Source organism: Sphingomonas edaphi, from assembly GCF_003583725.1.
Taxonomy (GTDB): domain Bacteria; phylum Pseudomonadota; class Alphaproteobacteria; order Sphingomonadales; family Sphingomonadaceae; genus Sphingomicrobium; species Sphingomicrobium edaphi.
The window spans coordinates 1025485-1050954 of record NZ_QXTF01000001.1; the positions used below are offsets into that span (position 1 = coordinate 1025485).

Annotated in this window: 25 protein-coding genes and 1 tRNA gene; 15 read left to right on the plus strand and 11 right to left on the minus strand. The window is 63.0% G+C overall.

Annotation, left to right across the window (positions count from 1 at the left end):
• Positions 1-27: 27 nt before the first annotated feature.
• The 3 genes from D3M59_RS05275 to D3M59_RS05285 all read left to right on the plus strand — a co-directional run bounded on the left by D3M59_RS05275 (position 28) and on the right by D3M59_RS05285 (position 1962).
• Positions 28-103: transfer RNA gene (locus D3M59_RS05275), tRNA-Phe, on the plus strand.
• A gap of 84 nt (positions 104-187) precedes the next feature.
• Positions 188-1345, plus strand: coding sequence for a sensor histidine kinase (locus tag D3M59_RS05280; RefSeq protein WP_119532231.1), 1158 nt, complete (start codon positions 188-190; stop codon positions 1343-1345).
• Positions 1342-1962 carry a response regulator transcription factor gene (locus D3M59_RS05285; protein WP_119532233.1) on the plus strand — a complete coding sequence of 207 codons (621 nt, stop codon included), beginning with the start codon at positions 1342-1344 and terminating at the stop codon, positions 1960-1962. The genes D3M59_RS05280 and D3M59_RS05285 overlap by 4 nt, the downstream gene beginning before the upstream one ends.
• Here the strand turns inward: D3M59_RS05285 and D3M59_RS05290 are convergent.
• A complete protein-coding gene (locus tag D3M59_RS05290) occupies positions 1959-2315 on the minus strand; it encodes a hypothetical protein (RefSeq protein WP_119532235.1) in 357 nt (118 codons plus the stop codon). The two genes, D3M59_RS05285 and D3M59_RS05290, sit on opposite strands and share 4 nt — an antisense overlap.
• Positions 2316-2431: 116 nt before the next feature.
• On the opposite strand from D3M59_RS05290, the gene nhaA reads away from it, so the two are divergent.
• Entirely contained in the window at positions 2432-3646 is a 1215-nt protein-coding gene (gene nhaA / locus D3M59_RS05295; RefSeq protein ID WP_119532237.1) for a Na+/H+ antiporter NhaA, read from the plus strand.
• On the opposite strand, the gene D3M59_RS05300 is transcribed toward nhaA, so the two are convergent.
• Complete coding sequence (locus tag D3M59_RS05300) at positions 3643-4338, minus strand: anti-sigma factor family protein (protein WP_119532239.1); 696 nt, start codon at positions 4336-4338, stop codon at positions 3643-3645. The genes nhaA and D3M59_RS05300 overlap by 4 nt on opposite strands.
• A 1-nt stretch (position 4339) precedes the next feature.
• Entirely contained in the window at positions 4340-4840 is a 501-nt protein-coding gene (locus D3M59_RS05305) for an RNA polymerase sigma factor (protein WP_119532241.1), read from the minus strand.
• Between the two features lie 70 nt (positions 4841-4910).
• On the opposite strand from D3M59_RS05305, the gene D3M59_RS05310 reads away from it, so the two are divergent.
• The 3 genes from D3M59_RS05310 to D3M59_RS05320 all read left to right on the plus strand — a co-directional run bounded on the left by D3M59_RS05310 (position 4911) and on the right by D3M59_RS05320 (position 8404).
• Entirely contained in the window at positions 4911-6254 is a 1344-nt protein-coding gene (locus D3M59_RS05310) for a S8 family serine peptidase (protein ID WP_119532243.1), read from the plus strand.
• Between the two features lie 89 nt (positions 6255-6343).
• Positions 6344-6976: a hypothetical protein gene (locus tag D3M59_RS05315; protein ID WP_233543143.1), complete on the plus strand. Its 633-nt coding sequence runs from the start codon at positions 6344-6346 to the stop codon at positions 6974-6976.
• A 132-nt stretch (positions 6977-7108) separates the two neighbouring features.
• Entirely contained in the window at positions 7109-8404 is a 1296-nt protein-coding gene (locus D3M59_RS05320; RefSeq protein ID WP_119532245.1) for a hypothetical protein, read from the plus strand.
• On the opposite strand, the gene D3M59_RS05325 is transcribed toward D3M59_RS05320, so the two are convergent.
• From D3M59_RS05325 to sucC, 3 genes are read right to left on the minus strand one after another with little or no spacing between them, the layout of a single operon-like run.
• Positions 8401-9330 carry an electron transfer flavoprotein subunit alpha/FixB family protein gene (locus D3M59_RS05325; RefSeq protein WP_119532246.1) on the minus strand — a complete coding sequence of 310 codons (930 nt, stop codon included), beginning with the start codon at positions 9328-9330 and terminating at the stop codon, positions 8401-8403. The genes D3M59_RS05320 and D3M59_RS05325 overlap by 4 nt on opposite strands.
• A complete protein-coding gene (locus D3M59_RS05330; RefSeq protein ID WP_119532247.1) occupies positions 9327-10076 on the minus strand; it encodes an electron transfer flavoprotein subunit beta/FixA family protein in 750 nt (249 codons plus the stop codon). The genes D3M59_RS05325 and D3M59_RS05330 overlap by 4 nt, the downstream gene beginning before the upstream one ends.
• Positions 10077-10095: 19 nt before the next feature.
• Entirely contained in the window at positions 10096-11295 is a 1200-nt protein-coding gene (gene sucC, locus D3M59_RS05335; protein WP_119532248.1) for an ADP-forming succinate--CoA ligase subunit beta, read from the minus strand.
• A 125-nt stretch (positions 11296-11420) separates the two neighbouring features.
• Between sucC and dinB the strand changes: the two genes are divergently transcribed.
• From dinB to D3M59_RS05355, 4 genes are all read left to right on the plus strand, one after another.
• Positions 11421-12458 carry a DNA polymerase IV gene (dinB, locus tag D3M59_RS05340; RefSeq protein WP_233543179.1) on the plus strand — a complete coding sequence of 346 codons (1038 nt, stop codon included), beginning with the start codon at positions 11421-11423 and terminating at the stop codon, positions 12456-12458.
• A 171-nt stretch (positions 12459-12629) separates the two neighbouring features.
• Positions 12630-13169, plus strand: a complete 540-nt coding sequence (locus tag D3M59_RS05345) for a CarD family transcriptional regulator (RefSeq protein WP_119532250.1) — start codon at positions 12630-12632, stop codon at positions 13167-13169.
• Between the two features lie 116 nt (positions 13170-13285).
• The gene (locus tag D3M59_RS05350; RefSeq protein ID WP_119532251.1) at positions 13286-14014 is read left to right on the plus strand and encodes a head GIN domain-containing protein; all 729 of its coding nucleotides are present in this window, start codon (positions 13286-13288) and stop codon (positions 14012-14014) included.
• A gap of 51 nt (positions 14015-14065) precedes the next feature.
• Positions 14066-14773, plus strand: coding sequence for a GIN domain-containing protein (locus tag D3M59_RS05355; RefSeq protein ID WP_119532252.1), 708 nt, complete (start codon positions 14066-14068; stop codon positions 14771-14773).
• 2 nt (positions 14774-14775) lie between these two features.
• Here D3M59_RS05355 and D3M59_RS05360 read toward each other — a convergent pair whose 3' ends face one another.
• The 3 genes from D3M59_RS05360 to mgtE are packed head-to-tail and all read right to left on the minus strand — an operon-like array spanning position 14776 to position 18215.
• Positions 14776-16311 carry a glycosyltransferase family 39 protein gene (locus D3M59_RS05360; RefSeq protein ID WP_119532253.1) on the minus strand — a complete coding sequence of 512 codons (1536 nt, stop codon included), beginning with the start codon at positions 16309-16311 and terminating at the stop codon, positions 14776-14778.
• A 42-nt stretch (positions 16312-16353) separates the two neighbouring features.
• Complete coding sequence (locus D3M59_RS05365; protein WP_119532254.1) at positions 16354-16752, minus strand: DUF1489 family protein; 399 nt, start codon at positions 16750-16752, stop codon at positions 16354-16356.
• 38 nt (positions 16753-16790) lie between these two features.
• The gene (gene mgtE / locus D3M59_RS05370) at positions 16791-18215 is read right to left on the minus strand and encodes a magnesium transporter (protein ID WP_119532255.1); all 1425 of its coding nucleotides are present in this window, start codon (positions 18213-18215) and stop codon (positions 16791-16793) included.
• Positions 18216-18330: 115 nt separating this feature from the next.
• On the opposite strand from mgtE, the gene D3M59_RS05375 reads away from it, so the two are divergent.
• The 3 genes from D3M59_RS05375 to D3M59_RS05385 all read left to right on the plus strand — a co-directional run bounded on the left by D3M59_RS05375 (position 18331) and on the right by D3M59_RS05385 (position 22168).
• Positions 18331-18786, plus strand: a complete 456-nt coding sequence (locus D3M59_RS05375; RefSeq protein WP_119532891.1) for a peptidylprolyl isomerase — start codon at positions 18331-18333, stop codon at positions 18784-18786.
• 1 nt (position 18787) lies between these two features.
• A complete protein-coding gene (locus D3M59_RS05380) occupies positions 18788-19546 on the plus strand; it encodes an SDR family NAD(P)-dependent oxidoreductase (RefSeq protein ID WP_233543144.1) in 759 nt (252 codons plus the stop codon).
• A gap of 306 nt (positions 19547-19852) precedes the next feature.
• Positions 19853-22168: a CDC48 family AAA ATPase gene (locus D3M59_RS05385; protein ID WP_119532259.1), complete on the plus strand. Its 2316-nt coding sequence runs from the start codon at positions 19853-19855 to the stop codon at positions 22166-22168.
• On the opposite strand, the gene D3M59_RS05390 is transcribed toward D3M59_RS05385, so the two are convergent.
• Positions 22165-23481 (minus strand): MFS transporter, encoded by a 1317-nt coding sequence (locus D3M59_RS05390; RefSeq protein WP_119532261.1) that lies wholly within the window; start codon positions 23479-23481, stop codon positions 22165-22167. The two genes, D3M59_RS05385 and D3M59_RS05390, sit on opposite strands and share 4 nt — an antisense overlap.
• A gap of 225 nt (positions 23482-23706) precedes the next feature.
• On the opposite strand from D3M59_RS05390, the gene D3M59_RS05395 reads away from it, so the two are divergent.
• The gene (locus D3M59_RS05395; protein ID WP_119532892.1) at positions 23707-24225 is read left to right on the plus strand and encodes a class I SAM-dependent methyltransferase; all 519 of its coding nucleotides are present in this window, start codon (positions 23707-23709) and stop codon (positions 24223-24225) included.
• Here the strand turns inward: D3M59_RS05395 and D3M59_RS05400 are convergent.
• The gene (locus D3M59_RS05400; protein ID WP_233543145.1) at positions 24222-25430 is read right to left on the minus strand and encodes a phospholipase D-like domain-containing protein; all 1209 of its coding nucleotides are present in this window, start codon (positions 25428-25430) and stop codon (positions 24222-24224) included. The two genes, D3M59_RS05395 and D3M59_RS05400, sit on opposite strands and share 4 nt — an antisense overlap.
• Between the last annotated feature and the right edge of the window lie 40 nt (positions 25431-25470).

The following is a 25470-nucleotide window of genomic DNA, read 5'->3' on the forward strand; positions in this document are numbered from 1 at the left end:
GCGAGGCGGCTCTGCCTCGAACGGTGCGCCCAGGTAGCTCAGTTGGTAGAGCATGCGACTGAAAATCGCAGTGTCGGCGGTTCGATCCCGTCCCTGGGCACCATCCCCATTCAGACCCTCCTGATCTCTGACCGCCACGCCAAATTTGCGCGTTGGGAAATCGGACGATCCACTATAGTCAGGCCGCATGGCGGACGACGGGATCGGCAAGGGGACGGCGCGCATCTTCGCTCGCGAGGCACATTTGCGGTCGATCTTGGAGACTGTGCCCGACGCGATGATCGTGATCGACGAACGCGGCCATATCCTGTCCTTCAGCACAGCCGCGGAGCAGATGTTCGGCTATCGTGAAGACGAGATCTTGGGCGAAAATGTCAGCATTCTCATGCCCTCGCCGGACCGGGAGCGCCACGACGGGTACCTCAAGCGGTACCTCCTAACTGGAGAAAGGCGAATTATCGGCATCGGTCGCGTCCTTACCGCGCGCCATCGGGACGGCGCGACCTTCCCCATCGAATTGTCCGTCGGCGAGGCGCGGATTGGCGATGACCGCGTCTTTACCGGCTTCATCCGCGACCTGACCGAACGGCAAGAGGCGGAGCTTCGCGTCCACGACCTCCAGTCCGTGCTGGCCCATGTCCAGCGCGTGTCCGAAATGGGCACGCTCGCAACCAGCCTTGCCCATGAGCTCAACCAGCCGCTCACCGCGATCGCCAATTACGTCGAAGCCACGCGCGACATGCTGGCCGGCACCCCCAACGCCGAAACGCTGGCCACTGTCCGCGAGGCCTTGGATGAATGCGCCGCCCAATCGGTCCGCGCCGGCCAGATCGTCCGGAGGCTGCGCGATTTCATCTCCCGTGGAGAGACGGAGCATCGGATCGAAAGCCTCCACCGGCTGGTCACCGAAGCAAGCGCATTGGCGTTGGTGGGCGCCGGAGACCAGGGCCTAGAATTTGACCTGCGCCTCGACCCGGCTGTGGACCGGGTGCTGGTCGACCGGATCCAGATCCAGCAGGTGCTGCTCAATCTGATTCGAAACGCGATCGAGGCCATGGACGGAAAGCGGGATCCACGCCTGCAGGTCCATTCGAAGAAAGCGGCGGGCGGCCTCGTCAGGGTCACGGTCACGGACAGCGGTCCGGGCCTTGCGCCGGACATTGCCGAACGACTGTTCGAACCATTCCGAAGCACCAAGGAGAATGGCATGGGGCTTGGCCTTTCCATCTCAGCCACCATCGTCGCCGCGCATGGAGGTAGAATCTGGGCGGAACCCACCCGTTCGGGCGGCACTGCCTTCCATTTCACAATCATCGACGCGGACAGCGAGGAGGCGAAGGCGTGAGCGAAAAGATTGTACACTTGGTCGACGACGATGAAGCGGTCCGCCGGTCCGCCGGATTCATGCTGAGGACGTCGGGATACCAGGTGACGAGCTACGCCTCAGGCACGGATTTGCTAAAGCAGAAGAACCTTGAACCGGGGTGCATCCTGCTCGACGTCCAAATGCCGGGAATCGACGGCTTACAAGTGCAGCGAGAGCTCCGTCAGCGCGGGGTTAGCCTGCCCGTCATCGTTATGACCGGTCATGGCGATGTGACGGTGGCCGTGCAGGCCATGAAGGCGGGCGCAGTCGATTTCATCGAGAAGCCATTCGAAAAGGCCGTGTTGCTGAGCGCCATCGACGAGGGACTGGCGCGTATCGCCCAAGCCGACCGTAGCCGGGCGCGAGCCAACGAGGCCAAGGTGCGATTAGGGGCGCTAACCCCGCGCGAACATGATGTTATGGAAGGGCTGGTCCGCGGACACCCAAACAAGACAATTGCCTTTGACCTGGATATCAGTCCGCGAACGGTGGAGATCCACCGCGCCAACCTGATGAGCAAGCTGGGCGTCGCGAGCCTGTCGGAAGCGCTACGCATTGCCTTTGCAGCAGGCTTGGGGGACGAGCTCAAGGATTAGGTGACGCTTGCCACTCGAAAGTCGCGCTCGCGGCCATCGACATCTGTCAGTTTGACCTCGCCGCCCAGGCTCAACCGATCCGCGCCGAAGGGAAATAGCGGTCCATTGCTGTTGTCATTAACCTCATAGCGAATCGCCAGGCCCGCCGACGTTCCGACAAGGTGGCCAATCCTATCGGCTTCATTGGCCCAATAGCGTCGGACGACCGCCCGCTCGGGCTCGGCGGCCAACCGGGTGCAATCGACGTGACCGTCGTCGGCAAGCGGCAGTCGAAGCAAGTAAGTCCGACCTGCCGAGCCGCGCGGAAACTCACCGTTCGACGCCAGTTCCAGTCTGACCAACTTCCATTCCATAGGCGCGCAAGGATGCGCCGCTGCCAACCGCGGTGAAAATACGCACATCTACTGACAGGAGTTGCCGACAGGCCGGTTGGGCTTGGCCCTGTTGGCGACAGCAGCTAGGCAACGGTATGGCCTCCATAGCATCAAACCAGCAACAGCTCGAAAAATGGGCAGGACTGGCGCTCATCGCCGCCGCCGGCGCCGCACTGATCGCGGCCAACTCGCCGCTCGCCGCTTCCTACGAGCTTTTGCTCCATTTGGAATTGGGCCCATCCATGCCCCGACTGGGCGTGATGTCGCTCCACGAATGGGTAGCCGATGGGCTAATGGCTATCTTCTTCCTGCTCGTTGGGCTGGAAGTGAAGCGGGAATGGTATGATGGGAGGCTGGCGACACCATCCGACCGGCGCTTGCCGATCGTTGCCGCCGGTGCCGGAATGGCGGTGCCGGCCGTCATTTACCTGGCTATCGTTGCCGGCAATCCTGACCTGAGCGCCGGCTGGGCCATCCCTGCGGCGACCGACATCGCCTTCGCGATCGGTGTGCTGGCGATCCTTGGCCGCCACGCCCCGGCGTCAATAAAGTTACTGCTCGTGACGATCGCCATCGTCGACGACATCGGCGCAGTGCTGGTCATCGCGCTATTCTATACTGCCGACCTTAACGTCTACGCCCTCGGCGCAGCGCTAGCGCTGGTTGCCGGCATGGCCGCGCTCGGGCAATTCGGAGTCCGGCGACTTTGGCCTTTCCTGCTCTGCTTTGCCTTCTTGTGGCTGCTGATGCTCGCTAGCGGCGTCCATGCGACCATCGCCGGAGTGCTTGCAGCGCTGACCATCCCCTTGGGCCGAGGTGAAGCGCATTCCCCCCTAAAACACCTGGAGCATGCGATTCATCCTTGGGTGATGTTCGGTGTCGTGCCCATCTTTGGCTTTGTGTCGGCGGGGGTGCACCTGACGGGTGGGATTGACTCTGTTCTTCAACCGTTGCCGCTTGCTATCCTGCTGGGCCTATTCGCCGGCAAACAGCTCGGCGTGTTCGGCGCGATCTGGCTGTCGATCAGAACCCGGCTCGCCTCCCGCCCCGAGGGTGCCAGCTGGTCGCAACTTTACGGGGCGTCCATCCTGTGTGGCATCGGCTTTACGATGAGCCTGTTCATCGGCGCGCTGGCCTTCCCTGGCGACACGGCCAGGATCGACGAGGCCAAGATCGGAACGCTGGCCGGATCCTTGCTATCGGCACTAGCGGGCTATCTTGTACTGCGCCTGTCCGACGGCACGGTCAGCAGCGCAGATGATGAAGCTGAATGCGACGAACTGTTCGGTGCCGATCACCCGGACCATTAACGCCAGCTGTCACCTCGTGCCGCCCGCTCAGCCGCCGGACCGAATGGATCGCCGTTGATCCGCTCGTCGATCATGGAGGCAATCCGCGGATCGGCTCCGGCTGCCATACGATAATCGGATTGCTGCCCTTCGGCGGCACCGAACAGCCCGTCGACGCGCCAATGGTCGCCGTCCCGGCAGGCTAGGCCGGTAGCGCCATTTTCACTGAAGGTGCGGCAGATTCCGCCGGCCTTGTCTCGGAACGTCAGGCCGATCCGGACGGCTCCGCCCTGCTCGCTCGAGGCCAATTGCGAGTTCAGCGCCTCATCCAATGAAGCGGCGGCCACCAATTGCCCGTCAAGCGACTGAATCGGGGAGCTATCGCGTCCACCAACGAAATGCCCGGCAACGATGCCCACGGCCAGTGTTGCCGCCATTGCGGCCCATTGCGGCAATCCAAACGATCCGCGAGCCCCCCACTGTTTGCGACGCGCCGAAAGGTCGACAACCTCAGCCGGCGCAAAGCGCGGCGGCGGCATCTTGCCTTCCATAAGGGGAGCGAAGCCGGCCCTGAGGCTGGCCGCAAGGGCGCGATGCTCAGCGGCCCGCGCGATGAGAGCCGGGTCGGCTCCGACCTGCTCGGCAATTCGCGCTGCGTCGGCGACGGGTAGCTCGCCGTCCAGCCAGGCAAAGAATTTCTCGTCGTCGATCATCTCATGAACCCTCGCCCAGCATGGCCAGCAAAGCCTGCCGTCCCCTGACAAGCCGACTGGAAACTGTCCCGATTGGCTGGGCTAGGATTTCCGCCGCTTCGCGGTATCCGAAGCCGTCGATCAGAATCAGTGCTACCACTTCGCGTTGTTCGTCGGGTAGCTGCTGCAAGGCCTGCATCGCCTTGCCCAAGTCGATCACCGCCTCTGTCGCTGCCGTCGGGTCGTGACCCAAATGTTCGGCGGCTTCCGACGGTGCCTCGTGCGCCGACCGACGGCCGCGAGATCTCACCGTATCGATCCAAACCGTCCGGCATATGCGGAAGACCCAGCTGTCGAATCGTGTTCCGGGCTGGAACTGATCGAATGACTTGAACGCTTTCTCCGCCGTCATCTGCGCAAGATCGTCCGCATCGGCCGCGTCGCGAGACAGCGCGTAGGCGAAGCGCCGGAGGCGCGGCCAGACGGCGGCAAGCTCGGAGTCGAACGGAGATAGGGACGTCATTCTGCCTCATGCGGATGAAACGGCGCGCGTTCGACGTTTCATCCGCAAGCCCATAAGAAAAGGTTGAACAATGTTAAAGCGCCCGATCCTTACCGCCATCCTGCTGACCGCGACCGCCGCGTCGGCGGCGTCCGCCCAGCTTTTGGGCGGCGGCGGGCTCGGTGGGCCGATTGGCGGCGTGCTCGGCCCCGTTGCCAACACTGTCGACCGCACAGTTGGGGACGTCACCGGCCAGCAGGCAGCGCCGTCCTCCTATGTCAATCCGGCCCGCCCAGTTTCGCTGGACGCGGTCGCGCGTCCGCTGCCGCAGCTTTCGGCGCCGCCCGCCCTGCTGTCGGATATACGCAAGGCGCGGCTGTCCGCGCTCATCCGCGCCAACCGAGATACGCTAGATCGCGACAGCGAAGGCCAGCCGGTTCGTCGGGGCGAGCTGATCGTAACGGATCCTGACCATCGCGCGCTGGCAGCCGCCCAACGCCGTGGCTTTCGCGTTGTGCGCGACGAGCAGGCGGGCGAATTGGGCATTCGCATGGTAACGCTTGCAATTCCGCGCGGAATGGACGTCCGCGAGGCACTGAAGGCGCTTCGCAGGGCGGCCCCTTCAATGGAGGCGGATTACAACCATATCTACGAACCTGCTGGCGGAGCGCTCCTTCCAGCGGCAGGCGCTCTGCTGGCCGCTAATCGTGCCGTCCGTCCGGGCGCTCGAATTGCGATGATCGACGGCGGCATTGCCTCGCACCCAGCCTTGGCGCGCGCATCGATCGAGCAGCGCGGCTTTGCCGGCGGGGCTCAGCCGACGGGGCATGGTACGGCCGTCGGCTCGCTGATCGTCGGTGACCAGGGGATCTTCAAGGGTGCGGCGCGCGGCGCGCAACTGTTCGTCGGGGATGTTTATGGCGGTAACGCCGCCGCGGGATCCGCCACTACAATCGTCCGTGCACTGGCCTGGGCAGCGTCGAAGCGGCCGTCGGTCATCAACATTAGCCTTGTCGGACCTTCCAACCGCATGCTGGCCCGGGCAATATCCGCACTTCGCGGCCGTGGCATTGCGCTGGTGGCGGCGGTTGGCAACGACGGTCCGGCCTCACCGCCGCAGTATCCGGCATCCTATCCGGGAGTGATTGCCGTGACGGGCGTAGATTCTCGCAATCGCGCGCTCCGTGAGGCGGGACGGTCGGCCCACCTCGACTTCGCCGCCCCCGGAGCAGACCTTGCCGCAGCGCTGCCCGGCAAGGGGTATACGGTCGTCAGGGGCACCAGCTTTGCGGCGCCCTTCGTAACCGCGAGGCTCGCCGCCACGGGTTCGGCGGACCGGCTGGCGAGCGAAGCGGTCCCGGGCAAGGGCAAAGTAGGCCGCGGCATCGTCTGTTCGGCCTGCGATGTGGCGCCCAAGGCTGTTGGCCTAAAATAAATTGCCTGCCGCGGGATGAAGTGGGCGGCGGGTGCCGTTCTTCTTTGCAGATGGGGCCGAAGCGGCCTCATAGAACGAAGGAGATTTCGATGCTCAAGACCAACATGATCGCCACCGCCCTTATCGGCGCGGCCATCGCTGCTGCCCCCGCGCAGGCGCAGTTGCTCGGCGGCAGCGGAGGTGGCGGCCTCGGCGGCGCCTTGTCCGGGACGCTCGGCGGTTCGGGCGGCGGATTGCTTGGCAATGGCTCAATCGTGGGCAGCGCGACCGGAGCGATTAGCAATACGGTCAACGGGAGCGTGTCGGCCAACCGCTCGGTCAATACTCGTAGCGGCAGCGCAAGCGCCAATGCGGGACTGGCGGGTTCTGTCAGCAGCGTGGCCACCGGCGCGGTCGGCGCCAACGGCCTTGGCCAAACGGTTGGACTGGCCGGATCATCGTCAACCGACGCTTCGGCAAGCGGCAATGCCGGTCTCGGTGTCCAGGCGGTCGGCACCGACGCCGTCGCCAGCACCGTTGGCGCTGTTCGGGATCGCGCGGCGGGCACGGTGAGCGCGGTGCGTAACCGCACCACGACAGCGGTTGGCAATGTCCGCAACCGGGCTACCACTGCCGTGGGCCATGTCCGTGATCGCGCGGGCAACTTGGCCGGCAATGTCAGCGGCAGTGTCAGCGGATCGGTAAGCGGCTCCGCCAGCGGTTCGGGTACCGCCGGCAACTAACGGCTTTCCAAGGCCCCCAGCCGCCGGGCTCGCTCCATCCTCCTTGGAGCGAGCCCGGTTTGCTGTCCGGGACGGTTGACGCGATTGAACCGGAATCCGACAACGGCCGTCGCTCGTCGTAAAGGTCCGTCCATGAAAAATGCCGCCGTCATCTTTTTCGCCGCGATGGCCATTACCGCCTGCAGCCGCAAAGCCCCCGCATCGCCGAGCGATATCGACGCGTTAGCGCGCGAATATGTGCTGCTCAGCCTGGAAATCGGGGAAAAGGAGGAAGGCTATATCGACGCCTATTATGGGCCGTCTGACATTCAAGCCGAAGCTAAGGCAAAGGCGGCCAATCTGTCCCTCGCGGAGTTGGCACAGGAAACGCAGGCACTGCAGGCGAAGGTAGCCTCTCTGCCGACAAACGGCGATTCACTCGAAAGTCGGCGCGTCCGCTTTTTGGCCGCGCAACTGACCGCGGCGGCGACGCGCCTAAAGATGATGCAGGGCGAAAAGCTATCGTTTGCCGATGAGGCGAAAGGCCTGTTCGGCGTTGTGCCCGACCTGAAGCCGCTACCAACCTATGACGCCGTCCTCGCCAAGATCGAGGCACTGGTGCCGGGAGATGGCACGCTTGCCGACCGGGTCGAATCCTTTCAGGACAGATTTAACATTCCGGCCGAGCGGCTGAAGCCAGTTTTTGACGCGGCCATCGCCGAGTGCAAGCGCCGCACGTTCCAGCATATTGCCCTGCCCAAGAACGAAAGCTTCAAGCTGGAGTTCGTCACCGGCAAGAGCTGGAGCGGATACAATTACTACAAAGGCAATGCGCACAGCCTAATCCAGGTAAACACCGACCTGCCGATCCGGATCAGCCGGGCAGTCGACCTAGGCTGTCACGAGGGCTATCCAGGTCACCATGTTCTGAACGCGCTGCTTGAGGAAAAGCTGACGAAGGGGCGGGACTGGATCGAGTTTAGCATCTACCCGCTGTACTCGCCGCAATCCCTGATCGCGGAAGGGTCTGCCAATTACGGAATCGATCTTGCGTTTCCCGGCGACGAGCAGCTCAAGTTTGAAGCGGCGACCATTTATCCGCTGGCTGGCCTTTCGGCCGGGGAGGCAGCCAAATATCTCGCCCTGACCAAGGCCTTAAAGGATTTGGCCGGTGCGCGTTTCACCATTGCCCGTGAATATCTGGAAGGGCGCATCGACCGCGACCGGGCGGTGGAGCTAAGCCAGAAGTACCAGCTGCAATCGAAGGAACGGGCCGAGAAGAGCCTCGACTTTACCGACCAGTATCGGACCTATGTGATCAACTACGGCCTGGGCCAAGACTTGGTTCGCGCTTATGTCGAAGCGGCCGGCACCGATCCCAAGGCGCGCTGGGCCCGGATGGAGAAAATCCTGTCCGAGCCCACGCTGCCTGGCGACCTGAGGCCTTAGAGCTTTTCCGTCAGTTCCGGGACGATCTTGAACAGGTCGCCAACCAGGCCAACGTCCGCGACCTGGAAGATCGGGGCTTCTTCATCCTTGTTGATGGCGACGATGGTCTTCGAATCTTTCATCCCCGCAAGGTGCTGGATCGCGCCAGAAATTCCGATTGCGATATAGACTTCGGGGGCAACGATCTTACCCGTCTGGCCAACTTGGTAATCGTTGGGCGCATAGCCCGCGTCGACCGCCGCGCGTGACGCGCCGACCGCCGCGCCGAGCTTGTCGGCCAGCGGATCAAGCAGGCCGTGAAACTGGTCGTTCGATCCAAAGGCACGGCCGCCGGAGACAATGATCTTGGCGCTGGTCAGTTCGGGGCGCTCAGACTTGGAGAGCTCGGCACCGACGAAGCTGGACTTGCCAGACGCGCTACCAGCTTCGACCGCTTCGACCGTGCCGCTGCCCCCTTCGGCCGAGGCCTTTTCGAACGCCGTCCCGCGCACGGTGATGACCTTCTTCGCATCCTTTGATTTTACCGTCGCGATTGCGTTGCCGGCGTAAATTGGGCGGGTGAACGTGTCGGCGTCCTCGACGGACAGGATGTCGCTAATCTGCATGACGTCGAGCATTGCGGCGATGCGCGGTGCAATGTTCTTACCCGTCGTCGTTGCAGGAGCGAGGAACGCGTCGTAATTGGCCATCAGGCCCGCCGCGACGGGCGCGACATCTTCGGCCAGCTGATGCTGCAAATGAGCGGCGTTGGCAGCATGGACAGTGCCGGCGCCAGCTATCTTTGCCGCCGCCTGCGCAACTGCATCGATGCCGGTTCCGACGACCAGGAGATTGACGTCCCCGAGTTGCGAAGCCGCGGTCACGGCAGCGAGCGTTGCGTCCTTGATCTGGCCGCCTTCATGTTCGACGAGGACAAGCGTCTTCATTTCGCGACTCCCAGGCTCTTCAGCTTTGCGACCAGCTCATCAACCGAGCCGACCTTGACGCCCGCCTGCCGCTTCGGCGGCTCCACCACCTTCAGCGTTTCAAGGCGCGGTGCGACATCGACGCCGTAATCGCCCGGCGACTTGGTCACGAGTGGCTTTGACTTCGCTTTCATGATGTTCGGCAGCGACGCGTAACGCGGCTCGTTGAGACGCAGATCAGTGGTGACGATCGCTGGCGTCTCCAGCTTCACGGTTTCCAGACCGCCGTCGATTTCACGCGTGACGCTGACGTCGGAACCCGCGACGTCGACCTTCGACGCGAAGGTGCCCTGCGGCCAGCCCAGCAGCGCGGCCAGCATCTGGCCCGTCTGATTGCTGTCGTCGTCGATCGCCTGCTTGCCGAGGATCACCAGGCCCGGCTGTTCTTCCTCCGCGACGCCCTTCAGGATCTTCGCTACCGCCAACGGCTCAACTTCTTCCTCCGTTTGCACCAGCACGGCGCGGTCAGCACCCATTGCCAATGCGGTGCGCAACGTTTCCTGAGCCTTGGCCGGGCCGATCGACACGACCACGATCTCGGTCGCCGCGCCCTTTTCCTTCAGCCGGATGGCTTCTTCGACCGCAATCTCGTCGAACGGGTTCATGCTCATCTTGACGTTCGCGAGGTCAACACCGCTGCCGTCCATCTTGACGCGCGGCTTGACGTTGTAATCGATCACCCGTTTGACGGCGACGAGAAGCTTCATCTTGCTCTCCTGAAGAATCTTAGGCGGCGACCTTGACCTGCGCGACGATCTTGCGAGCAGCATCGCCCAGATCGTTGGCGGCGACGATCGGCAAACCGCTGTTGGCCAGGATCTCCTTGCCTTGGCTCACGTTCGTACCTTCGAGGCGAACGACCAGCGGTACGTCAAGGTCAACTTCGCGAGCGGCCGCGACGATGCCTTCGGCAATCGTGTCGCAACGCATGATCCCGCCAAAGATGTTGACGAGGATGCCCTTCACCGCCGGATCGCTGAGGATGATTTTGAACGCCGCCGTCACCTTCTCCTTCGAGGCGCCGCCGCCGACATCGAGGAAGTTGGCCGGGAACGCGCCGTTCAGCTTGATGATGTCCATCGTCGCCATGGCAAGGCCGGCGCCGTTAACCATGCAGCCGATGTCGCCATCCAGCTTGATGTAGGCGAGGTCGTACTTCGACGCCTCGATCTCCATTGGGTCTTCTTCGGTAAGGTCACGCAGCTCGGCGAGGTCCTTGTGACGGAACATGGCGTTGCTGTCGAAACCGACCTTTGCGTCGAGAACCATCAACTTATTGTCTTCGGTGATTGCAAGCGGGTTGATCTCGATCTGCGAGGCGTCGGTGCCGAGAAATGCGTCGTACAGCTTTGCAGTCACGTTGGCGGCTTGCTTTGCAAGATCGCCGGACAGGCCCAGCGCAGCTGCAACCGCGCGACCATGGTGCGGCATCAGGCCCGTCGCCGGATCAACCGTAATTGTGTGGATCTTTTCCGGCGCGTCATGTGCGACCTGTTCAATATCCATGCCGCCTTCCGTCGAAGCGACGATCGCGACACGGCCGGTAGCTCGGTCAACCAACAGCGCCAAGTAGAATTCCTTGGCGATGTCGACGCCGTCGGTGATGTACAGACGCTGGACCTGCTTGCCTTCGGCGCCGGTCTGGATGGTTACCAGCGTCTTGCCCAGCATTTCCTCGGCATTCGCGCGAACTTCGTCCACCGACTTGGCGAGGCGAACGCCGCCCTTCGCGTCCGGGCCAAGCTCCTTGAACTTGCCCTTGCCGCGACCACCCGCATGAATCTGCGCCTTGACTACCCACAGAGGCCCGGGAAGCTGCTTTGCCGCTTCGACGGCCTCGTCGACGCTCATCGCCGCATGACCGGCGGGAACCGGCACGCCGAACTTCGCCAGCAATTCCTTCGCCTGATATTCGTGGATGTTCATGTTGCTTTTTCCGGAAAAAATGACGGGGTCAGATTGCCGCGCCCTTAAGCATGACTCGGCGGCAAAGCCAAGTTAGAGAACGTGTCGTGAACGATACGCCACCGCGCAAGATCATCCATGTCGACATGGACGCTTTCTATGCGTCGGTCGAGCAGCGGGACAATCCAGAGCTTCGGGGCAGGCCTGTCGCGGTGGGCGGCGGACATCGTGGCGTGGTCGCGGCAGCAAGCTATGAGGCCCGCTCCTTCGGCGTTCGTTCGGCCATGCCGTCGGTCACGGCCAGACGCCGCTGCCCCGGCCTGATATTCGTTAAGCCGCGGTTCGACGTATATCGCGCCGTGTCGCACCAAATCCGCGCCATTTTCGCGGACTATACCGACCTGATCGAGCCATTGAGCTTGGACGAGGCCTACCTCGACGTCAGCGAAGACCGGCGCGGCTTAGGAACGGCAAGGTTGATCGCCGAGGAAATCAGGGCGCGGATCAAGGCGGAAACGGGCCTAACCGCATCCGCAGGCGTGAGCTACTGCAAATTCATCGCCAAGCTGGCGAGCGACCAGAATAAGCCTGACGGACTATGCGTCGTTCCGCCGCACCGGGGCGCCGTCTTCGTCGCCACGCTTCCAGTAAAGCGGTTCCACGGCGTGGGGCCGGTAACGGCGGCGAAGATGGAGCGGCTGGGAATCCTAACCGGTGCGGATCTCGCGGCTTGGCCACTCGAACAGCTGGAAGCGCATTTCGGCTCCTCAGGCCGCTGGTACTGGCGCATCGCGCGGGGCATCGACGAGCGAGAAGTGAAGTCTGATCGCCCCTATAAGTCCGTCAGCGCCGAACGGACCTTTGACGTGGACTTTACGGCAGAAGAAGATTTGCGGCGCGAAGTGTCGCGCGTGGCCGGTTATGCCTGGCAACGGATCGAGCGCGCCCAAGTGCGCGGGCGAACGGTGACGTTAAAGGTGAAATATGCCGATTTCACGCTGATCACCCGATCGAAGAGCTTTGCGTCCACGGTGCCGGATTTCGATGCATTCGAGGCCGCAGGGCAATCGCTGCTTGGCCAGATTCTGCCCGTTCCCAAGGGAATCAGATTGTTAGGCTTGGGGCTCCATTCGCTGATCGAGGAGGACGACTCCGCGCCGCGGCAACTGGGACTCGCGATTTAGAGATTTTTCTGTTATATAATGGTCATTCGGCCGTCGCCTCCTGCGGCGGTCGTTCCATACAGGATCAAAATCCACGAAGGCCATGGCCGGGACCGGGGGGTCGCTATTGGGGGGCGATACGGTGCGCAAACGGCTGTGACTGCGATGTGGACATTTGAGAAAGGTGACGGAATGGCTGCAAAGGCCCTTAGCTTCGATGTTGGCGATTATGTGGTGTACCCCAAGCATGGCGTTGGCCGGGTGGTCGAACTGCAAAGCACCGAAATCGCCGGAACCAGTCTCGATCTTTACGTGCTGCGCTTCGAAAAGGAAAAAATGACGCTTCGCGTTCCCGTCGCGAAGGCGGACTCGGTCGGCATGCGCAAGCTGTCGAGCGACAAGACGATGAAAGACGCGCTGGAAACGCTGACGGGCAAGCCGAAGGTCAAACGCACCATGTGGTCGCGCCGTGCGCAGGAATATGAAGCGAAAATCAACTCAGGCGACCTGACGTCGATTGCCGAAGTGACCCGCGACCTGTTCCGTGCCGACGACCAGCCGGAACAAAGCTATTCGGAACGGCAGATTTTCGAAGCCGCCTCGTCGCGCCTGGCACGTGAGTTGGGTGCCATGGAACAGACCGATGAAAAGGCAGCGCTGGCCAAGATTCTGGAAATCTTGAACAAGGCCGCCGCGATCCATAACAAGGCGAAGGAAGCCGCGAACGCGTAGCGGTCCAGCTTCGATGCCAATCGATAAGGGCGCCCCTTGCGGGGCGCCCTTTTCTTTTGCGTTGCACTCCGCATCTGCCTTGGTGTATTATGTATGCAATACGCTAAAGGGAGGCCATGATGCTCAAGAGTTTCACGACCGTTGCCGCCGCCGCTTTGCTGGCCGGAGCTTGCCATTTCTCTGCGGACGCCGAGGAGCGCGATCCAGGTCCGCAGGTGAGCCGCAATTATCAGGTCGGGGCGTTCGAGAAGATTGCCGTTGCCGGCCCCTATGAGGTTAACGTCGTCACCGGCGGCCAGCCTGGCGTCAGCGCGACCGGCGGGGAAAACCTGCTGTCCGAGACAGACGTTGTCGTCGAGGACGGCACGCTTAAGATCATGCCGAAGAAGCGCAAGGGAATCCGCTGGAGCTGGACCAACAACGGAAAGGCCGTGTTTACGGTCAACGCAGCCATGCTCCGCAAGGCGGCCATCGCCGGGTCTGGCGGCATTAGCATCGACAAGATCGCCGGCGATTTTGAAGGTGATGTCGCAGGTTCCGGTGATCTTCGCCTTGCGTCCGTAGCTGGCGGTGCGGTGAAGCTGTCGATTGCCGGATCGGGCGATGTGACGGCGGCCGGGAAGGCGGATAGTGTCGATCTTTCGATCGCAGGATCGGGCGACATCAACGCCGGCGGTCTCGCCACGCGCGCCGCCGAAGTGTCGATCGCCGGCTCAGGCAGCGTAAGCGCCAACGCCAGCATGACCGCCGATGTCTCCATTATGGGATCCGGTGACGTGGACATCACAGGCGGCGCCAAGTGCAATGTGTCGAAGCACGGATCGGGGAACGTCCGCTGCGGCTAGCGCTGCCAGCATTTTGACGCTTCGTTAACCATGTGAGGCGAGGATGGGAGCATGATCGATCGTCTTCCTATCCTCGCCTTGCTTGCGATTGCTAGCCTTCCGGCCGGCGCCGCCGCGCCCGCGGTAAAGCGCAACTTCTCTGTGCCCAGCTTCGACCGGATTCGCATCGACGGTCCGTACCAAGTCGCGCTCCACACTGGCGTGTCGCCATATGCGAGAGCCAGCGGGGGCACACGAGCGCTCGACGGCCTGTCGGTGCGGGTCGAGGGCAGAACGTTGGTCGTCCGCGCAGGAAGCGGAAGCTGGGGCGGGTTTCCCGGCGAAGACCGGGGCGCGGTAACTATCGAAGTTGGCACGCCGTCTTTGGCCAATGCGTGGATCAATGGCGCTGGCGCGTTGCTCGTCGACAAGGTGCGCGGCCAGACATTCGATCTCGCTATCCAGGGCCCCGGAATGGCGCGGATCGATTCGATAGACATCGACACTATGAAAGTCGGGATCACCGGCGCCGGAACGGCTCGCCTGGCAGGGCGCGTCGGCAAGCTGACCGCAACGGTCCGCGGAAGTTCCAATTTTGACGCCGACGGTCTTACCACTCGTGATGCCGTAATCGGGGCGGAAGGGCCTTCGATCGTCCGGACCGCCGTGACTGGCACCGCGAAGGTCGATGCGCTCGGTCTCGCGGCCGTAACGCTGGCCGGCCAGCCGTCCTGCACCATCAACGCCAAGGGATCGGCCAGTGTTAGCGGCTGTAAGTAAATTCAGTCCGGACTTCGCCAGATCCGAAGTGCTTCTGTCCCATCAGGCGATATGACCGTCCCCGCAAGCCAATAGCCGGTGCTGGCCAACACCCTGTCCATCTCGCCGCCGCGGTAAGTAATCCAAAAAGCGTTTTCGTTCGGGCTCGTCCCACTATCGGAACTCAAAATGGCGAACCGGTCTGTTCGCGCGAGATAGACCAGGGGCCAGTAGATCCACCAATCCTCGGCGACGACAACGACCTTTCCCCGCGGCGCACTGCGCGCGACCAAGCGGAGAGCCTGCTCGTTCAGCGCGGGAAGTCCGATCCAGACGGCATCGGCGCGCCGCGAGTCGCCTCGAACCAGCGGCTGCAGGATAGAGAAGGTGAAGCCCACGAGCCCCGCGATGCCGATGACGGCCAGAACCGTCTGCTCGATGGTACGGTGCCCCAGGCGCTGTACCACGACAGCCGCCGAAAGCGCGGTCAGCGGCAGCAACGGTATCGCAAACCGCTCCAGCCCGGGCCGCATTGCCCATGATCCCGCCACCAGAAACAATAGGATCACACTAGCGCACCAGCCTAGGCAAATCGCCGCGGCCAGCGGGTCGGGCCGACGAACCAGGGTAACCGCCGCGGCAATTGCGAATCCGACCAGACCAAACGCAACGGCGGCATGAGAGATCGTCGACGCGGGTCCAAGGGCACGACCGGCGATGAAGATGGACGTAGTGTCTCCCGCCACCAATCGCAGGAACCCCGCCGCGAACGAAATCCACTGGGACGGGTCAACGAGCCTGGCGGCGATTTGGGCCGGCGCAATGTAGTTTGATGCTGACGGCGACAGCAGCGTGATCAGGACGATAGCCACCGCAAGCAGCAACGCGAAACGCCCCAACTCCAGTGCCGCCGTCCGGCGTGGCGCAATGGCGAATACCGCGCCGCCGTAGACCAGGGCCAAGAAAGGCGCGACGAACACCGCTGCCGGATGATTGGCCATCGCCAACGCGAACAGCAACATTGCCAAGAGGCGGCGGCGGGCAAGCGCCGCATAGGTTGCGGCGAGAATGAACAGCGCCGCATGACTCGGATCCCAGCCTAGGCGCGCATAGGCGAGATTCGCGGGGAGGCAGGCCATAATGACGAGTGCCGCCATCCCGGCCGTCGGCCCGAAAAAGCGTCGTCCGATTGCATAAGCGAGCGCCATCGCTGCAAGAGATGATAGCAGCGCGGGGATTCTGAGCAGCAATGCCGATGGTGGACCCACCGAGTGCAACAATATGGCTGATCCCAGTTGGAACAGGCCGGGCACGTTACCGGTGGGCGTCCGGAGCTCTCCGCCCGTCCCACTCGCCAGCCGCTGGGCCTGCACGCCATACCATGCTTCGTCACCGATCAGGCCGGGCAGTTCACCCAACCGATACAGCCGCAACGCGATGGAGGCCGCGATAAGCAGCCAAAGGGGCCAGAATGACCCGAGATCCGCAACGAGCGCCGCGCGGTTAAGCGCGGCTGAGCCGTCCGTCGCGCTGCTACTGGCTGGCCCGGAGTCTCGCATCGCCGACAACGTTAGCGGCAATGCCTGTCGGGGCGAAGCGCGTTAAACGAGCGCCAGTGCCGCCAACTTGCCATACAGGCGCGGCGGCAGTTCGCCGATGCCGCTGCCGTCGCCCTCACCGCGCGGCGCATCTTCGTCCTCGAGGTAGCGCCAGCCCTGATGCGCGCGTTTCGGCGTGGGAGCGACCGTCACAACATCCGCCGCACAAACGATGTCGATGCGGCCATCGCTGCGGTCCTCGAAGCGCAGGATCTCCTGGCGGGCAACGATCCGGTGCTTGACGATCCAATGCAGCGATCCGCCAACCAATTCGCTCATCCGCTTGGGTCGCATCCGCGTCGGCACACGCACCACTTCTCCTGACACGCGGCGCGCGATGCGGTTCTGCAGCGCCTCGACGCTGGCACAGCCTACGGCAACCTTGGTGAGATGGAGCGGCACCCCGCCCAGATAGGACGGGCCGCGGATGTATCAAAGGGCTAGCCGGCGAGGCCCGCCGCCGTCGCCAAGCCCAGAAAGACGAGGAAGCCCATTGAGTCGGTGACCATCGTCACGAACACCGACGAGGCAACGGCGGGATCCGTGCCGGCCTTTTCAAGTCCAAGCGGCACGAGCACGCCTGCGAGCCCGGCAATAACGATGTTCGTCAGCATCGCGGCGGCAATGACCGCGCCAAGTTGCGCTGAGCCGAGAACGATCGTGACGCCAACCCCGATCAGCAGGGCGATGGTCAGGCCGTTTAGCAACGCGACGCGAATTTCGCGCCAGACTGCCCGCCAGTGGTTGGAACCGGTCAGCTGGTTGGTCGCGATGGCGCGCACCGTCACGGCCAGCGTCTGCGTCCCCGCGTTACCACCCACCCCGGCAACGATAGGCATCAGCGCGGCGAGGATCGCCATGCGGGCAATCGAATCCTCGAAAAAGCGGATCACGGTTGCCGCGACCAGTGCCGTTACAAGGTTCGCCGCAAGCCAGCGGACACGCGACTTGTAAGTGTCGATCAGCGGTTCGTTGATGTCGCCTTCACCAGCACCCGAAAGCAGCAGTGCGTCTTCGCCAGCTTCTTCCTGAATGATGTGGACGATGTCGTCGACGGTGATCATGCCGACCAGCCGCCCGCTGGGATCAACGACGGCGGCTGAAATCAGCGCGTATTTCTGGAACTTCAGCGCGACTTCTTCCTGGTCGAGGTCGACCGGGATCAGCGTCTGCTTGCGGGCCATGATGTCGCTAACCTGCACTGTCCGCGGCGAGCGGAGGATCGCCGACAGCTTGCATGTCCCGACCGGATGATGATCCGGAGACACGACGAACACTTCCCAGAAATCGGTCGCCAGTTCGTCGCCCGACCGGAGATAGTCGATGACCTGCCCGACCTTCCAATGTTCCGGCACCGCGATCAGGTCGCGCTGCATCAGGCGGCCGGCGGATTCTTCCGGATAGGTCAGCGCTTCCTCGACCGCAGCGCGGTCGTCCGGCTCCATCGCGCGCAGAACGGCCAGCTGGTCGTCGGCCTCGAGGTCCTCGAGGATTGCGACCGCATCGTCGGTGTCGAGCTGGGCTGCGAGATCGGCGACCTGCTGCGGCTCCATCTCGTCGATCACGTCTTCGCGGACGTGCTCGTTAAGCTCGGCATAGACGTCCGCGTCGACCATCCCGGCCAGCGCCTCGATCAGGTCTGCGCGTTCGTCGGTCGGCGTAAGTTCGATCAGATCGGCGATGTCGGCGGGGTGGAGGCCCGCGACCAGCGCACGCGCAGCCTCGTCATCGCCGTCGGCAACGGCGTCCAGTACTTCGCGGACGAAGCTGGTGCGCAGCCGGTCTTCCTTGTCGTGAACCCGGTCTTCCGGAGGAGTACCGTTGGGCTCGACGGCAGGGGTGGCGATGATGTCGCTTTCGCTCATGCCATGTTCCCTCGCCCGAACTGCCGGTGCGCCTCCCTATGCCCCGAAGCGCACTGGCGCAAGCCGCGGCGGGCGCTTACATGGCGCGCACATTCCAGAAAATGAGGACGCAATCATGGCCGACGCCAACACCCTGACCCTTACCCTTTCCAGCGGCGGCGACGTCGTCATCAAGCTTCGCCCCGACTTGGCTCCCGGCCATGTCGAACGGATCGCGGGCCTCGCCCGCGACGGCTTTTACGATGGCGTGGTTTTCCACCGCGTCATTCCGGGCTTCATGGCCCAGGGCGGCGATCCGACGGGAACCGGCATGGGCGGCTCCAAGCAACCTGACCTGAAGGCCGAATTCAATTCGGAACCGCATGTGCGCGGCACTTGCTCAATGGCCCGCGCGCAGAACCCGAACAGCGCCAACAGCCAGTTCTTCATCTGCTTCGACGATGCGCGCTTCCTCGACAGCCAGTACACGGTCTGGGGTCAGGTCGAGAGTGGCATGGAATATGTCGACGCATTGCCGGTCGGCGAGCCACCGCGCGAACCCGGCAAAATCGTCAAGGCGACGGTCGCCTGACGTGACCCGGCCGGTCACGCTGATAACCGGCGCATCGGCCGGACTAGGAGTCGACTTCGCCAGGCAGTTGGCCGCTCGTGGGCAGCGCCTGGTGCTGGTCGCACGCCGAAAGGACCGGCTGGATACGTTGGCGGACGAGCTGGGCAATGCCCGCTCGGTCACCGCCGACCTTAGCGAGGCCGGGGCGGCAGAGCAGCTGATGGCCGGGCTCGCTTCAAACGGCGAGCATGTAGAACTGTTGGTCAACAACGCTGGTTTCGGTCTGACGGGGCGCTTCGCTGACCTGGGCGGTGCCCGCCAACGGCAAATGATCGACCTGAATTGCGGAGCGCTGGTGGAGCTGGCGCACGCCGTCTTGCCAGGGATGATTGAGCGAAAGTCGGGCGCCATACTGAACGTCGCTTCGACCGCCGCTTTCCAGCCCGGGCCCGGCATGGCCGTTTATTTCGCTACCAAGGCGTTCGTCCTGTCGTTCAGCGAGGCGCTGCACGAGGAAGTGCGAAAGGATGGCGTTGTAGTGTCGGCACTCTGTCCGGGACCGACCGCCACCGAATTCGGGCAAGTGGCCGGATTCAATGGGCATCCGATCGTGGATCCGTTGACCGCCAAGTCGAACGACGTCGTTACGGCCGGCTTGGCCGGGCTAGATTCGCGCCAAGCGATCGTCATTCCGGGCTTCGCGAACAAGCTCGGGGCACAGGGCCACCGCTTCCTGCCGCGCAGCCTGCTCCGAAGGATCGCAGGAACAATCAAGCTCTAAAAAATCGGGACTGCGTCGAGCGGGCGACTTGCCCTCCCGCGACCGCTTTCTCCTACTGATCGAGCGCGGACCATGTCCGTCCGCCTGTTCGCACCTGCAAAATCGCACTTGCAAAATTTATTGTGCAGCGCGATAACGCTTAGGCCTTTCGAGGCATCCTCTCCTGAAGACTTAAGGCCGGGCGGCAACGCCTGGCCCTTTTTTTTCTTCTCGATATCCCCAGATTGAACCGCAACGGCGCACCGCCGTTCCTATTGCGGTGCGTTGAGGGGGCCGTTGGGGCGAGTTCCAGCAAGAGGATTTCGAATGGCGACTGTCGATACGATGACCCGGCGCGTGCAGGTGGCGAACCTGCCTCCGGCTGACAGCGGACGCGGAATCGCCCGGCTACCGACCAAGTTGATGCAGGAGCTTGGACTCAACGAAGGAGACGTGATCGAAATTATCGGCAAGCGATCGACGGCGGCCCGCGCGCTTCGTCCTTTTGGAGAAGACCAAGGGCTGGATATCATCCGACTTGATGGATTGCAGCGCGCCAATGCCGGCGTGGGTTCCGCCGACTTTGTCGAGGTCCAGAAGGCGATATCGAAGCCGGCTACCAAGGTCGTCTTTGCTCCCACTCAGAATAATGTCCGCCTTCAAGGGTCTGCCGATGCGCTCAAGCGCAGTTTCGAAGGCCGTCCATTCTGCGAGGGCGACACGGTAGCGACAACGGGCCACCAGCGCGTCAACGCCGACATGCCCGATCACATCCGACAACTACTCAACGCGCCGGCCTTTGCTCTGCAGGAAGTGCGGCTGAGCGTCGTCTCGACGGTCCCGCGCGGAATCGTCCATATCGATGAGAATACGCAGGTCGAGTTGCTTCCGGAATTTACCGAACGCCGCGAAGGCGAGCGGCGGGCGGACGTCACCTACGACGATCTTGGCGGCATGACCGACACGATCGACGCGCTGCGTGAAATGGTCGAACTGCCACTGCGCCATCCCGAACTGTTCCAGCGGCTGGGCGTCGATCCGCCCAAGGGCGTGCTGCTCCACGGCCCGCCGGGCACCGGCAAGACGCGGCTTGCGAAAGCCGTCGCGAACGAGAGCGACGCCCAATTCTTCCACATCGCCGGGCCGGAAATCATGGGTTCGGCCTACGGCGAATCCGAAAAGCGGCTCCGCGAGATCTTCGATGAGGCGGCGAAGGCCGCGCCGTCGATCATATTCATCGACGAGATCGACTCGATCGCGCCCAAGCGGGGCCAGGTGACGGGCGAAGCGGAAAAGCGACTGGTCGCCCAGCTGCTAACGTTGATGGACGGCCTCGAGCCGCGCCAGAACTTGGTCGTCATTGCCGCAACCAACCGCCCCGAGGCAATCGACGAAGCGCTCCGCCGGCCCGGCCGGTTCGACCGCGAGATCGTCATCGGTGTCCCCGATGAGCGCGGGCGCCGCGAAATACTGGGCATTCACACGCGCGGCATGCCGCTGGCGGATGGCGTCGACCTCGACGAACTCGCCCGACGCACTTACGGCTTTGTCGGTGCCGATCTTGCGGCACTCACTCGCGAAGCCGCGCTGGAAGCGGTTCGGCGAATCATGCCGAAGATCAACCTGGCCGAAGAAAGCATCCCGGCCGAAGTGCTGGATGCGTTGTCGGTCGATGGCAGCGACTTCGACAATGCGCTGAAGCGGGTCCAGCCGTCCGCCATGCGCGAAGTCATGGTGCAAATGCCGAACATTGGTTGGGAGGATATCGGTGGCCTCGACGAAGCTCGCGACAAGCTCCGCGAGGGTGTCGAGTTGCCCCTGAAGCATCCGGAGGCGTTCCGCCGCCTGGGAATCCGTCCGGCCAAAGGGTTTTTGCTTTATGGTCCGCCGGGCACCGGCAAGACGTTGCTGGCCAAGGCGACCGCACGCGAAAGTGAAGCGAACTTCATCGCCACGAAGTCCAGCGACCTTCTCTCGAAATGGTACGGTGAGAGCGAACAGCAGATCGCACGTCTTTTCGCACGAGCCAGACAGGTAGCGCCCACGGTTATCTTCATCGACGAACTTGACAGTCTCGTCCCCGCCCGCGGCGGCGGTATGGGCGAGCCGCAAGTCACCGAGCGCGTCGTCAACACGATCCTGGCCGAAATGGACGGACTGGAAGAGCTCAACAACGTCGTCCTCATCGGTGCGACGAACCGGCCGAACCTGATCGACCCGGCGCTGCTCCGCCCCGGTCGATTCGACGAGCTAATTTACGTCGGCACGCCGGACACCGCGGGTCGTCGCAGAATCCTCGCGATCCATACGTCCACTATGCCGCTGACAAAGGACGTTGACCTGGAAAGCCTCGCGCGGCGGACGGAGCGGTTTACCGGTGCGGACCTTGAGGACTTGGTGCGCCGTGCGGGCCTGACTGCGCTTCGACGCGGACTTGATAGCGGTGAGGTGACGATGGCCGACTTTGAAGCTGCGCTATCCGAAACCCGCGCCTCGGTGACTGAGGAGATGCTGGCCGACTACGCGAAAATTCAGGAGACGCTAAAGTCGGACGCGGTGAAGCCGGTCGGTGGCATCGGCTTCGTCCTGCCAGGCATGCTGACGCCCAAGGTTTCAGGTAAGTCGGAGCCGGGCAAGGGTTAAAGGTCGGCGGGCCGATCGAGCGCCCGCCTGCCCCACAGGACGAGTCCAACGAGCAGGGTCGCGCCGATTGCAAAGGGCCAGTGCGGATCAATGCCGTACAACAGGATGCCGATGGCCGGCGCGAAGACGAAGCTCGACCCGTTGGCTGCCGTGACGACGCCCGCAACGCCACCCTGTTCTTGCAGCGGCACCGCAAGGCTCGCGCCCCCGGTAAACCCCGGCCGGGTGAAGCCAAATCCCAGGCTGGCGATCCCGAAGCCGAGCACTAGCCCGTAAAGGTCGTTGGCTATCATCGTAACGACAAGCCCGATCGCCGCGATCAGGGCGCCCCACAGGATTAGCGAGCGCGGCACCAGCCGAAGCTTTGGAATCAACCCCCATTGAGCAGCCAGCGTCGCCGCCGCACCGGCCATCATTACGATGGCGATCGACTGTTCCGAGCCATGCGGCTCTAGTGCCAGCCGATCGATCACGAAAAAGCCGAGACACGCCAACGTCGCGGCCTGGGCATGACCTGCGACTACTCCGGCGACGATCCACCGCCGTATGCGCGCGTCTTTCCAGCTGAGCTTTGCTGTCTTCGGTGAGGTCGCCGCGATGACACTGGCTCCGGTGGGCGTACTCGCCAGCGAAGGATAGCTCATCGCCGCGCCGTGGCCCGCCCGCCGACCGTGCCTTGGTTTCGTATCGTCGGGCAGTCCGATCAGGATGGCCGCGAAAACGACAACGGCAATCGCAGCGAATGCGAACAACGGGCCGGACAGACCCAGCAAAGGAAGGACGAACAGTGGCGCCAGAGCGGGGCCGACGATCGTTCCCAAGCTGAAACTGCTCGACAGGGCCGAGAGCGCCTCAACGCGCGCTGACCGGCGTGTCCGAGAGGCGAGGTAGGCCTGCGTCGCGCTGGGCGTCGCACATCCGAGCGAACCGTAGAGAGATCGTGCCACAGCGAACGCCGCAAAGGTCAGCCCGCCTGCCAGCGCTCCTTCAAGTCCCGCCAGCAGCACTAGGCCGCACAGCGCCATCGACGCAATGAATCCGCCGACGCCCACCAGCGTCAGTTTCTTGCGGCCGTGCCGGTCGCTCATCCGCGCCCAGAACGGCGCCAATGTCACCCACAACACTGCCGACCATGTATAGGAAACCGTCACCCAGAAATCGGAGATGCCAATTTCGCGGCCGATGGCGGGCATCACCGACTGGAGCGCGGTATTGCCCGCTGCCGCAACCAGCATGGCAGCATACAGCAGCAGGAAATGCGGCGTCGTAAGCGCGCTGCCTGCAACGCGCGGACGGGTCCTGTCGAGCGGCATGCCGATGCCATAACGTCGCCGGACCGTGCGGGATAGCCGCCCATTTGCCTTGCCAAGCGCTTGGCGATTTGCGAACGCCTGAGCCCTGAATTATTCGTGGAGCCCCTTTTGAACGCCACCCGTGCAAGCCAGTATAAAGGCCAGCGTCGCCATGAATTGCGCGCCGGCCGAGGCCGCAAGAGCCCGCGCTGGCAATTCCTCAGGGGCTTCCTGAAGCATCCGGTGATGGTCGGCTCGGTCATCCCGTCCAGCCGCATCCTGATCGACAGGATGTTAAGGCCGGTCGACTGGTCAGCGACCAAGCTGTTTGTCGAGTACGGCCCCGGGGTCGGCACCTTTACCCGGCCGATCCTGGAGAGGCTCGGCAAGGATGCGAAACTGATCGCGATCGACACCAACCAGGATTTCATCGATTACCTGAATGGGGACATCGATGACGAACGCTTCATTGCCGTTCATGGCTCGGCCGCCGATGTTGAGAAGATCATCGCCGAGTTCGGCTTCGATCATGCTGACTACATCCTATCCGGCTTGCCTTTTTCGACGCTCCCGCCCGGCGTGGGCGATGCTATCGGCGCCGCGACCGGCCGCGCGATCCGGGACGGCGGAGCCTTCCTGGTCTACCAGTTCAGCCCCAAGGTCCGCGATTTCATCGCGCCGCATTTCGAGCGGATCGATCGTGGATTCGAATGGATCAACGTGCCGCCGGCAACCCTGTTCTGGGCCTGGCGCGACCGCGGCTAAAACCTGGGTCGGAAATTTAATCGCCGCGTGACCGTATAATCTGCGGTCGTCACCAGGAAGAAGCTGATCGCCTGGACAATCCGAGTCCACAGGCCGGACCGTTTGCGGTGAAGATACGGTGTAATCTGCTGGCTCGCTTCGATCTCGCCTTCGAAATAATGGCGCATCATCATCGCAAAGTCGGGATTGTCTACGCGAAGCATCATCTCAAGGTTGAGATAGAGGCTCCGGATGTCGAAATTGGACGAGCCGATGTGGACGATGTCGTCAAGTACGACCAGCTTGCTGTGGAGCTTGGTCGGTAAGTACTCGAAGATCTCGATCCCCCGGCGCAGCAAGTTGGTGTAGGTGTATCGCGCGGCCGCGATCGTGGCGTGATTGTCCGACTTCGATGCAGTGATGATGCGAGCGCGGCCCTTCTGGCCGATGCGCCCGATGCGCCGCAACATCGCCCAGGTCGGCGCAAAATAAGCCGCGATCATTTGGACGTCGCGGCTCGTCAGCAGGTCGCGCGAAGTCGCCGTGGCCCAAGGCGAGAGGCCGCGTGTCGGCCCGCCGAATGTCCATTGCAACGGGCCATTGTTTTCGCTGTACCTGTGGATGATGCGGTTAAGCGCGCGGATCTTCGCGCCTTTGGTTAACGCCCATTGGAGCAACGCATCATAATAGGGCGCGAGGCGCGCCGCGGCGTCACCTTCCAGCAATAGGCCAAGATCGCGCCACGCCCCGTCCTCGATCGAGCCGAAATAGCTATCTTCGATGTTGAAGCCGCCAATTAATACTTGCCGCTCGTCCGCCAGCGCCAGCTTTTGATGATTGCGTATTAGATAGCGGCGGCCGAAAGTTGGATGAAATTTGCAGAAGACGAGTCCCTTCGCGACCAGCGGCGAGAAATAATTCTCCGGCGCCTTCAGCCCGAAGCCGTCGACCAGAAGCGACAGTTGCACGCCACGGTCCAGTGCCCGCTCGATCGCTTCATAAACAAGTGTGCCGGACTGGTCGTCAGTATAGATGTAATAAAGGAGACGGACCGACCGCTTGGCATTGTCAATCAACGCCAGAAGGCAAGCCAGCCGCTCGGGCCCTTCCGGCAGTAGTGTCAGGCGGTTGCCATCTACCTCCACGCTCCGGTCGTCTTGGGGAACATCGGCCATCCGTTCGCTGTGTGGAGGGGCGTGATGCTGCTGGCAAGCACTTGCCGCCATGCGATTTCATTGACTCTGGGCGCGCATCTCCCTATCTCCC

What these genes read in the sequence shown, in the direction of transcription:
- D3M59_RS05360 (WP_119532253.1), bottom strand. Translation starts at nt 16,311, where the DNA reads ATGCGAGACTCCGGGCCAGCCAGTAGCAGCGCGACGGACGGCTCAGCC.
- D3M59_RS05395 (WP_119532892.1), top strand. Translation starts at nt 23,707, where the DNA reads ATGGTCGGCTCGGTCATCCCGTCCAGCCGCATCCTGATCGACAGGATG.
- mgtE (WP_119532255.1), bottom strand. Translation starts at nt 18,215, where the DNA reads ATGAGCGAAAGCGACATCATCGCCACCCCTGCCGTCGAGCCCAACGGT.
- D3M59_RS05345 (WP_119532250.1), top strand. Translation starts at nt 12,630, where the DNA reads ATGGCTGCAAAGGCCCTTAGCTTCGATGTTGGCGATTATGTGGTGTAC.
- D3M59_RS05330 (WP_119532247.1), bottom strand. Translation starts at nt 10,076, where the DNA reads ATGAAGCTTCTCGTCGCCGTCAAACGGGTGATCGATTACAACGTCAAG.
- D3M59_RS05350 (WP_119532251.1), top strand. Translation starts at nt 13,286, where the DNA reads ATGATGCTCAAGAGTTTCACGACCGTTGCCGCCGCCGCTTTGCTGGCC.
- D3M59_RS05385 (WP_119532259.1), top strand. Translation starts at nt 19,853, where the DNA reads ATGGCGACTGTCGATACGATGACCCGGCGCGTGCAGGTGGCGAACCTG.
- D3M59_RS05280 (WP_119532231.1), top strand. Translation starts at nt 188, where the DNA reads ATGGCGGACGACGGGATCGGCAAGGGGACGGCGCGCATCTTCGCTCGC.
- nhaA (WP_119532237.1), top strand. Translation starts at nt 2,432, where the DNA reads ATGGCCTCCATAGCATCAAACCAGCAACAGCTCGAAAAATGGGCAGGA.
- D3M59_RS05305 (WP_119532241.1), bottom strand. Translation starts at nt 4,840, where the DNA reads ATGACGTCCCTATCTCCGTTCGACTCCGAGCTTGCCGCCGTCTGGCCG.
- D3M59_RS05310 (WP_119532243.1), top strand. Translation starts at nt 4,911, where the DNA reads ATGTTAAAGCGCCCGATCCTTACCGCCATCCTGCTGACCGCGACCGCC.
- D3M59_RS05300 (WP_119532239.1), bottom strand. Translation starts at nt 4,338, where the DNA reads ATGATCGACGACGAGAAATTCTTTGCCTGGCTGGACGGCGAGCTACCC.
- D3M59_RS05390 (WP_119532261.1), bottom strand. Translation starts at nt 23,481, where the DNA reads ATGCCGCTCGACAGGACCCGTCCGCGCGTTGCAGGCAGCGCGCTTACG.
- D3M59_RS05325 (WP_119532246.1), bottom strand. Translation starts at nt 9,330, where the DNA reads ATGAAGACGCTTGTCCTCGTCGAACATGAAGGCGGCCAGATCAAGGAC.
- dinB (WP_233543179.1), top strand. Translation starts at nt 11,421, where the DNA reads ATGGACGCTTTCTATGCGTCGGTCGAGCAGCGGGACAATCCAGAGCTT.
- sucC (WP_119532248.1), bottom strand. Translation starts at nt 11,295, where the DNA reads ATGAACATCCACGAATATCAGGCGAAGGAATTGCTGGCGAAGTTCGGC.
- D3M59_RS05290 (WP_119532235.1), bottom strand. Translation starts at nt 2,315, where the DNA reads ATGGAATGGAAGTTGGTCAGACTGGAACTGGCGTCGAACGGTGAGTTT.
- D3M59_RS05400 (WP_233543145.1), bottom strand. Translation starts at nt 25,430, where the DNA reads ATGGCGGCAAGTGCTTGCCAGCAGCATCACGCCCCTCCACACAGCGAA.
- D3M59_RS05375 (WP_119532891.1), top strand. Translation starts at nt 18,331, where the DNA reads ATGGCCGACGCCAACACCCTGACCCTTACCCTTTCCAGCGGCGGCGAC.
- D3M59_RS05320 (WP_119532245.1), top strand. Translation starts at nt 7,109, where the DNA reads ATGAAAAATGCCGCCGTCATCTTTTTCGCCGCGATGGCCATTACCGCC.
- D3M59_RS05315 (WP_233543143.1), top strand. Translation starts at nt 6,344, where the DNA reads ATGCTCAAGACCAACATGATCGCCACCGCCCTTATCGGCGCGGCCATC.
- D3M59_RS05355 (WP_119532252.1), top strand. Translation starts at nt 14,066, where the DNA reads ATGATCGATCGTCTTCCTATCCTCGCCTTGCTTGCGATTGCTAGCCTT.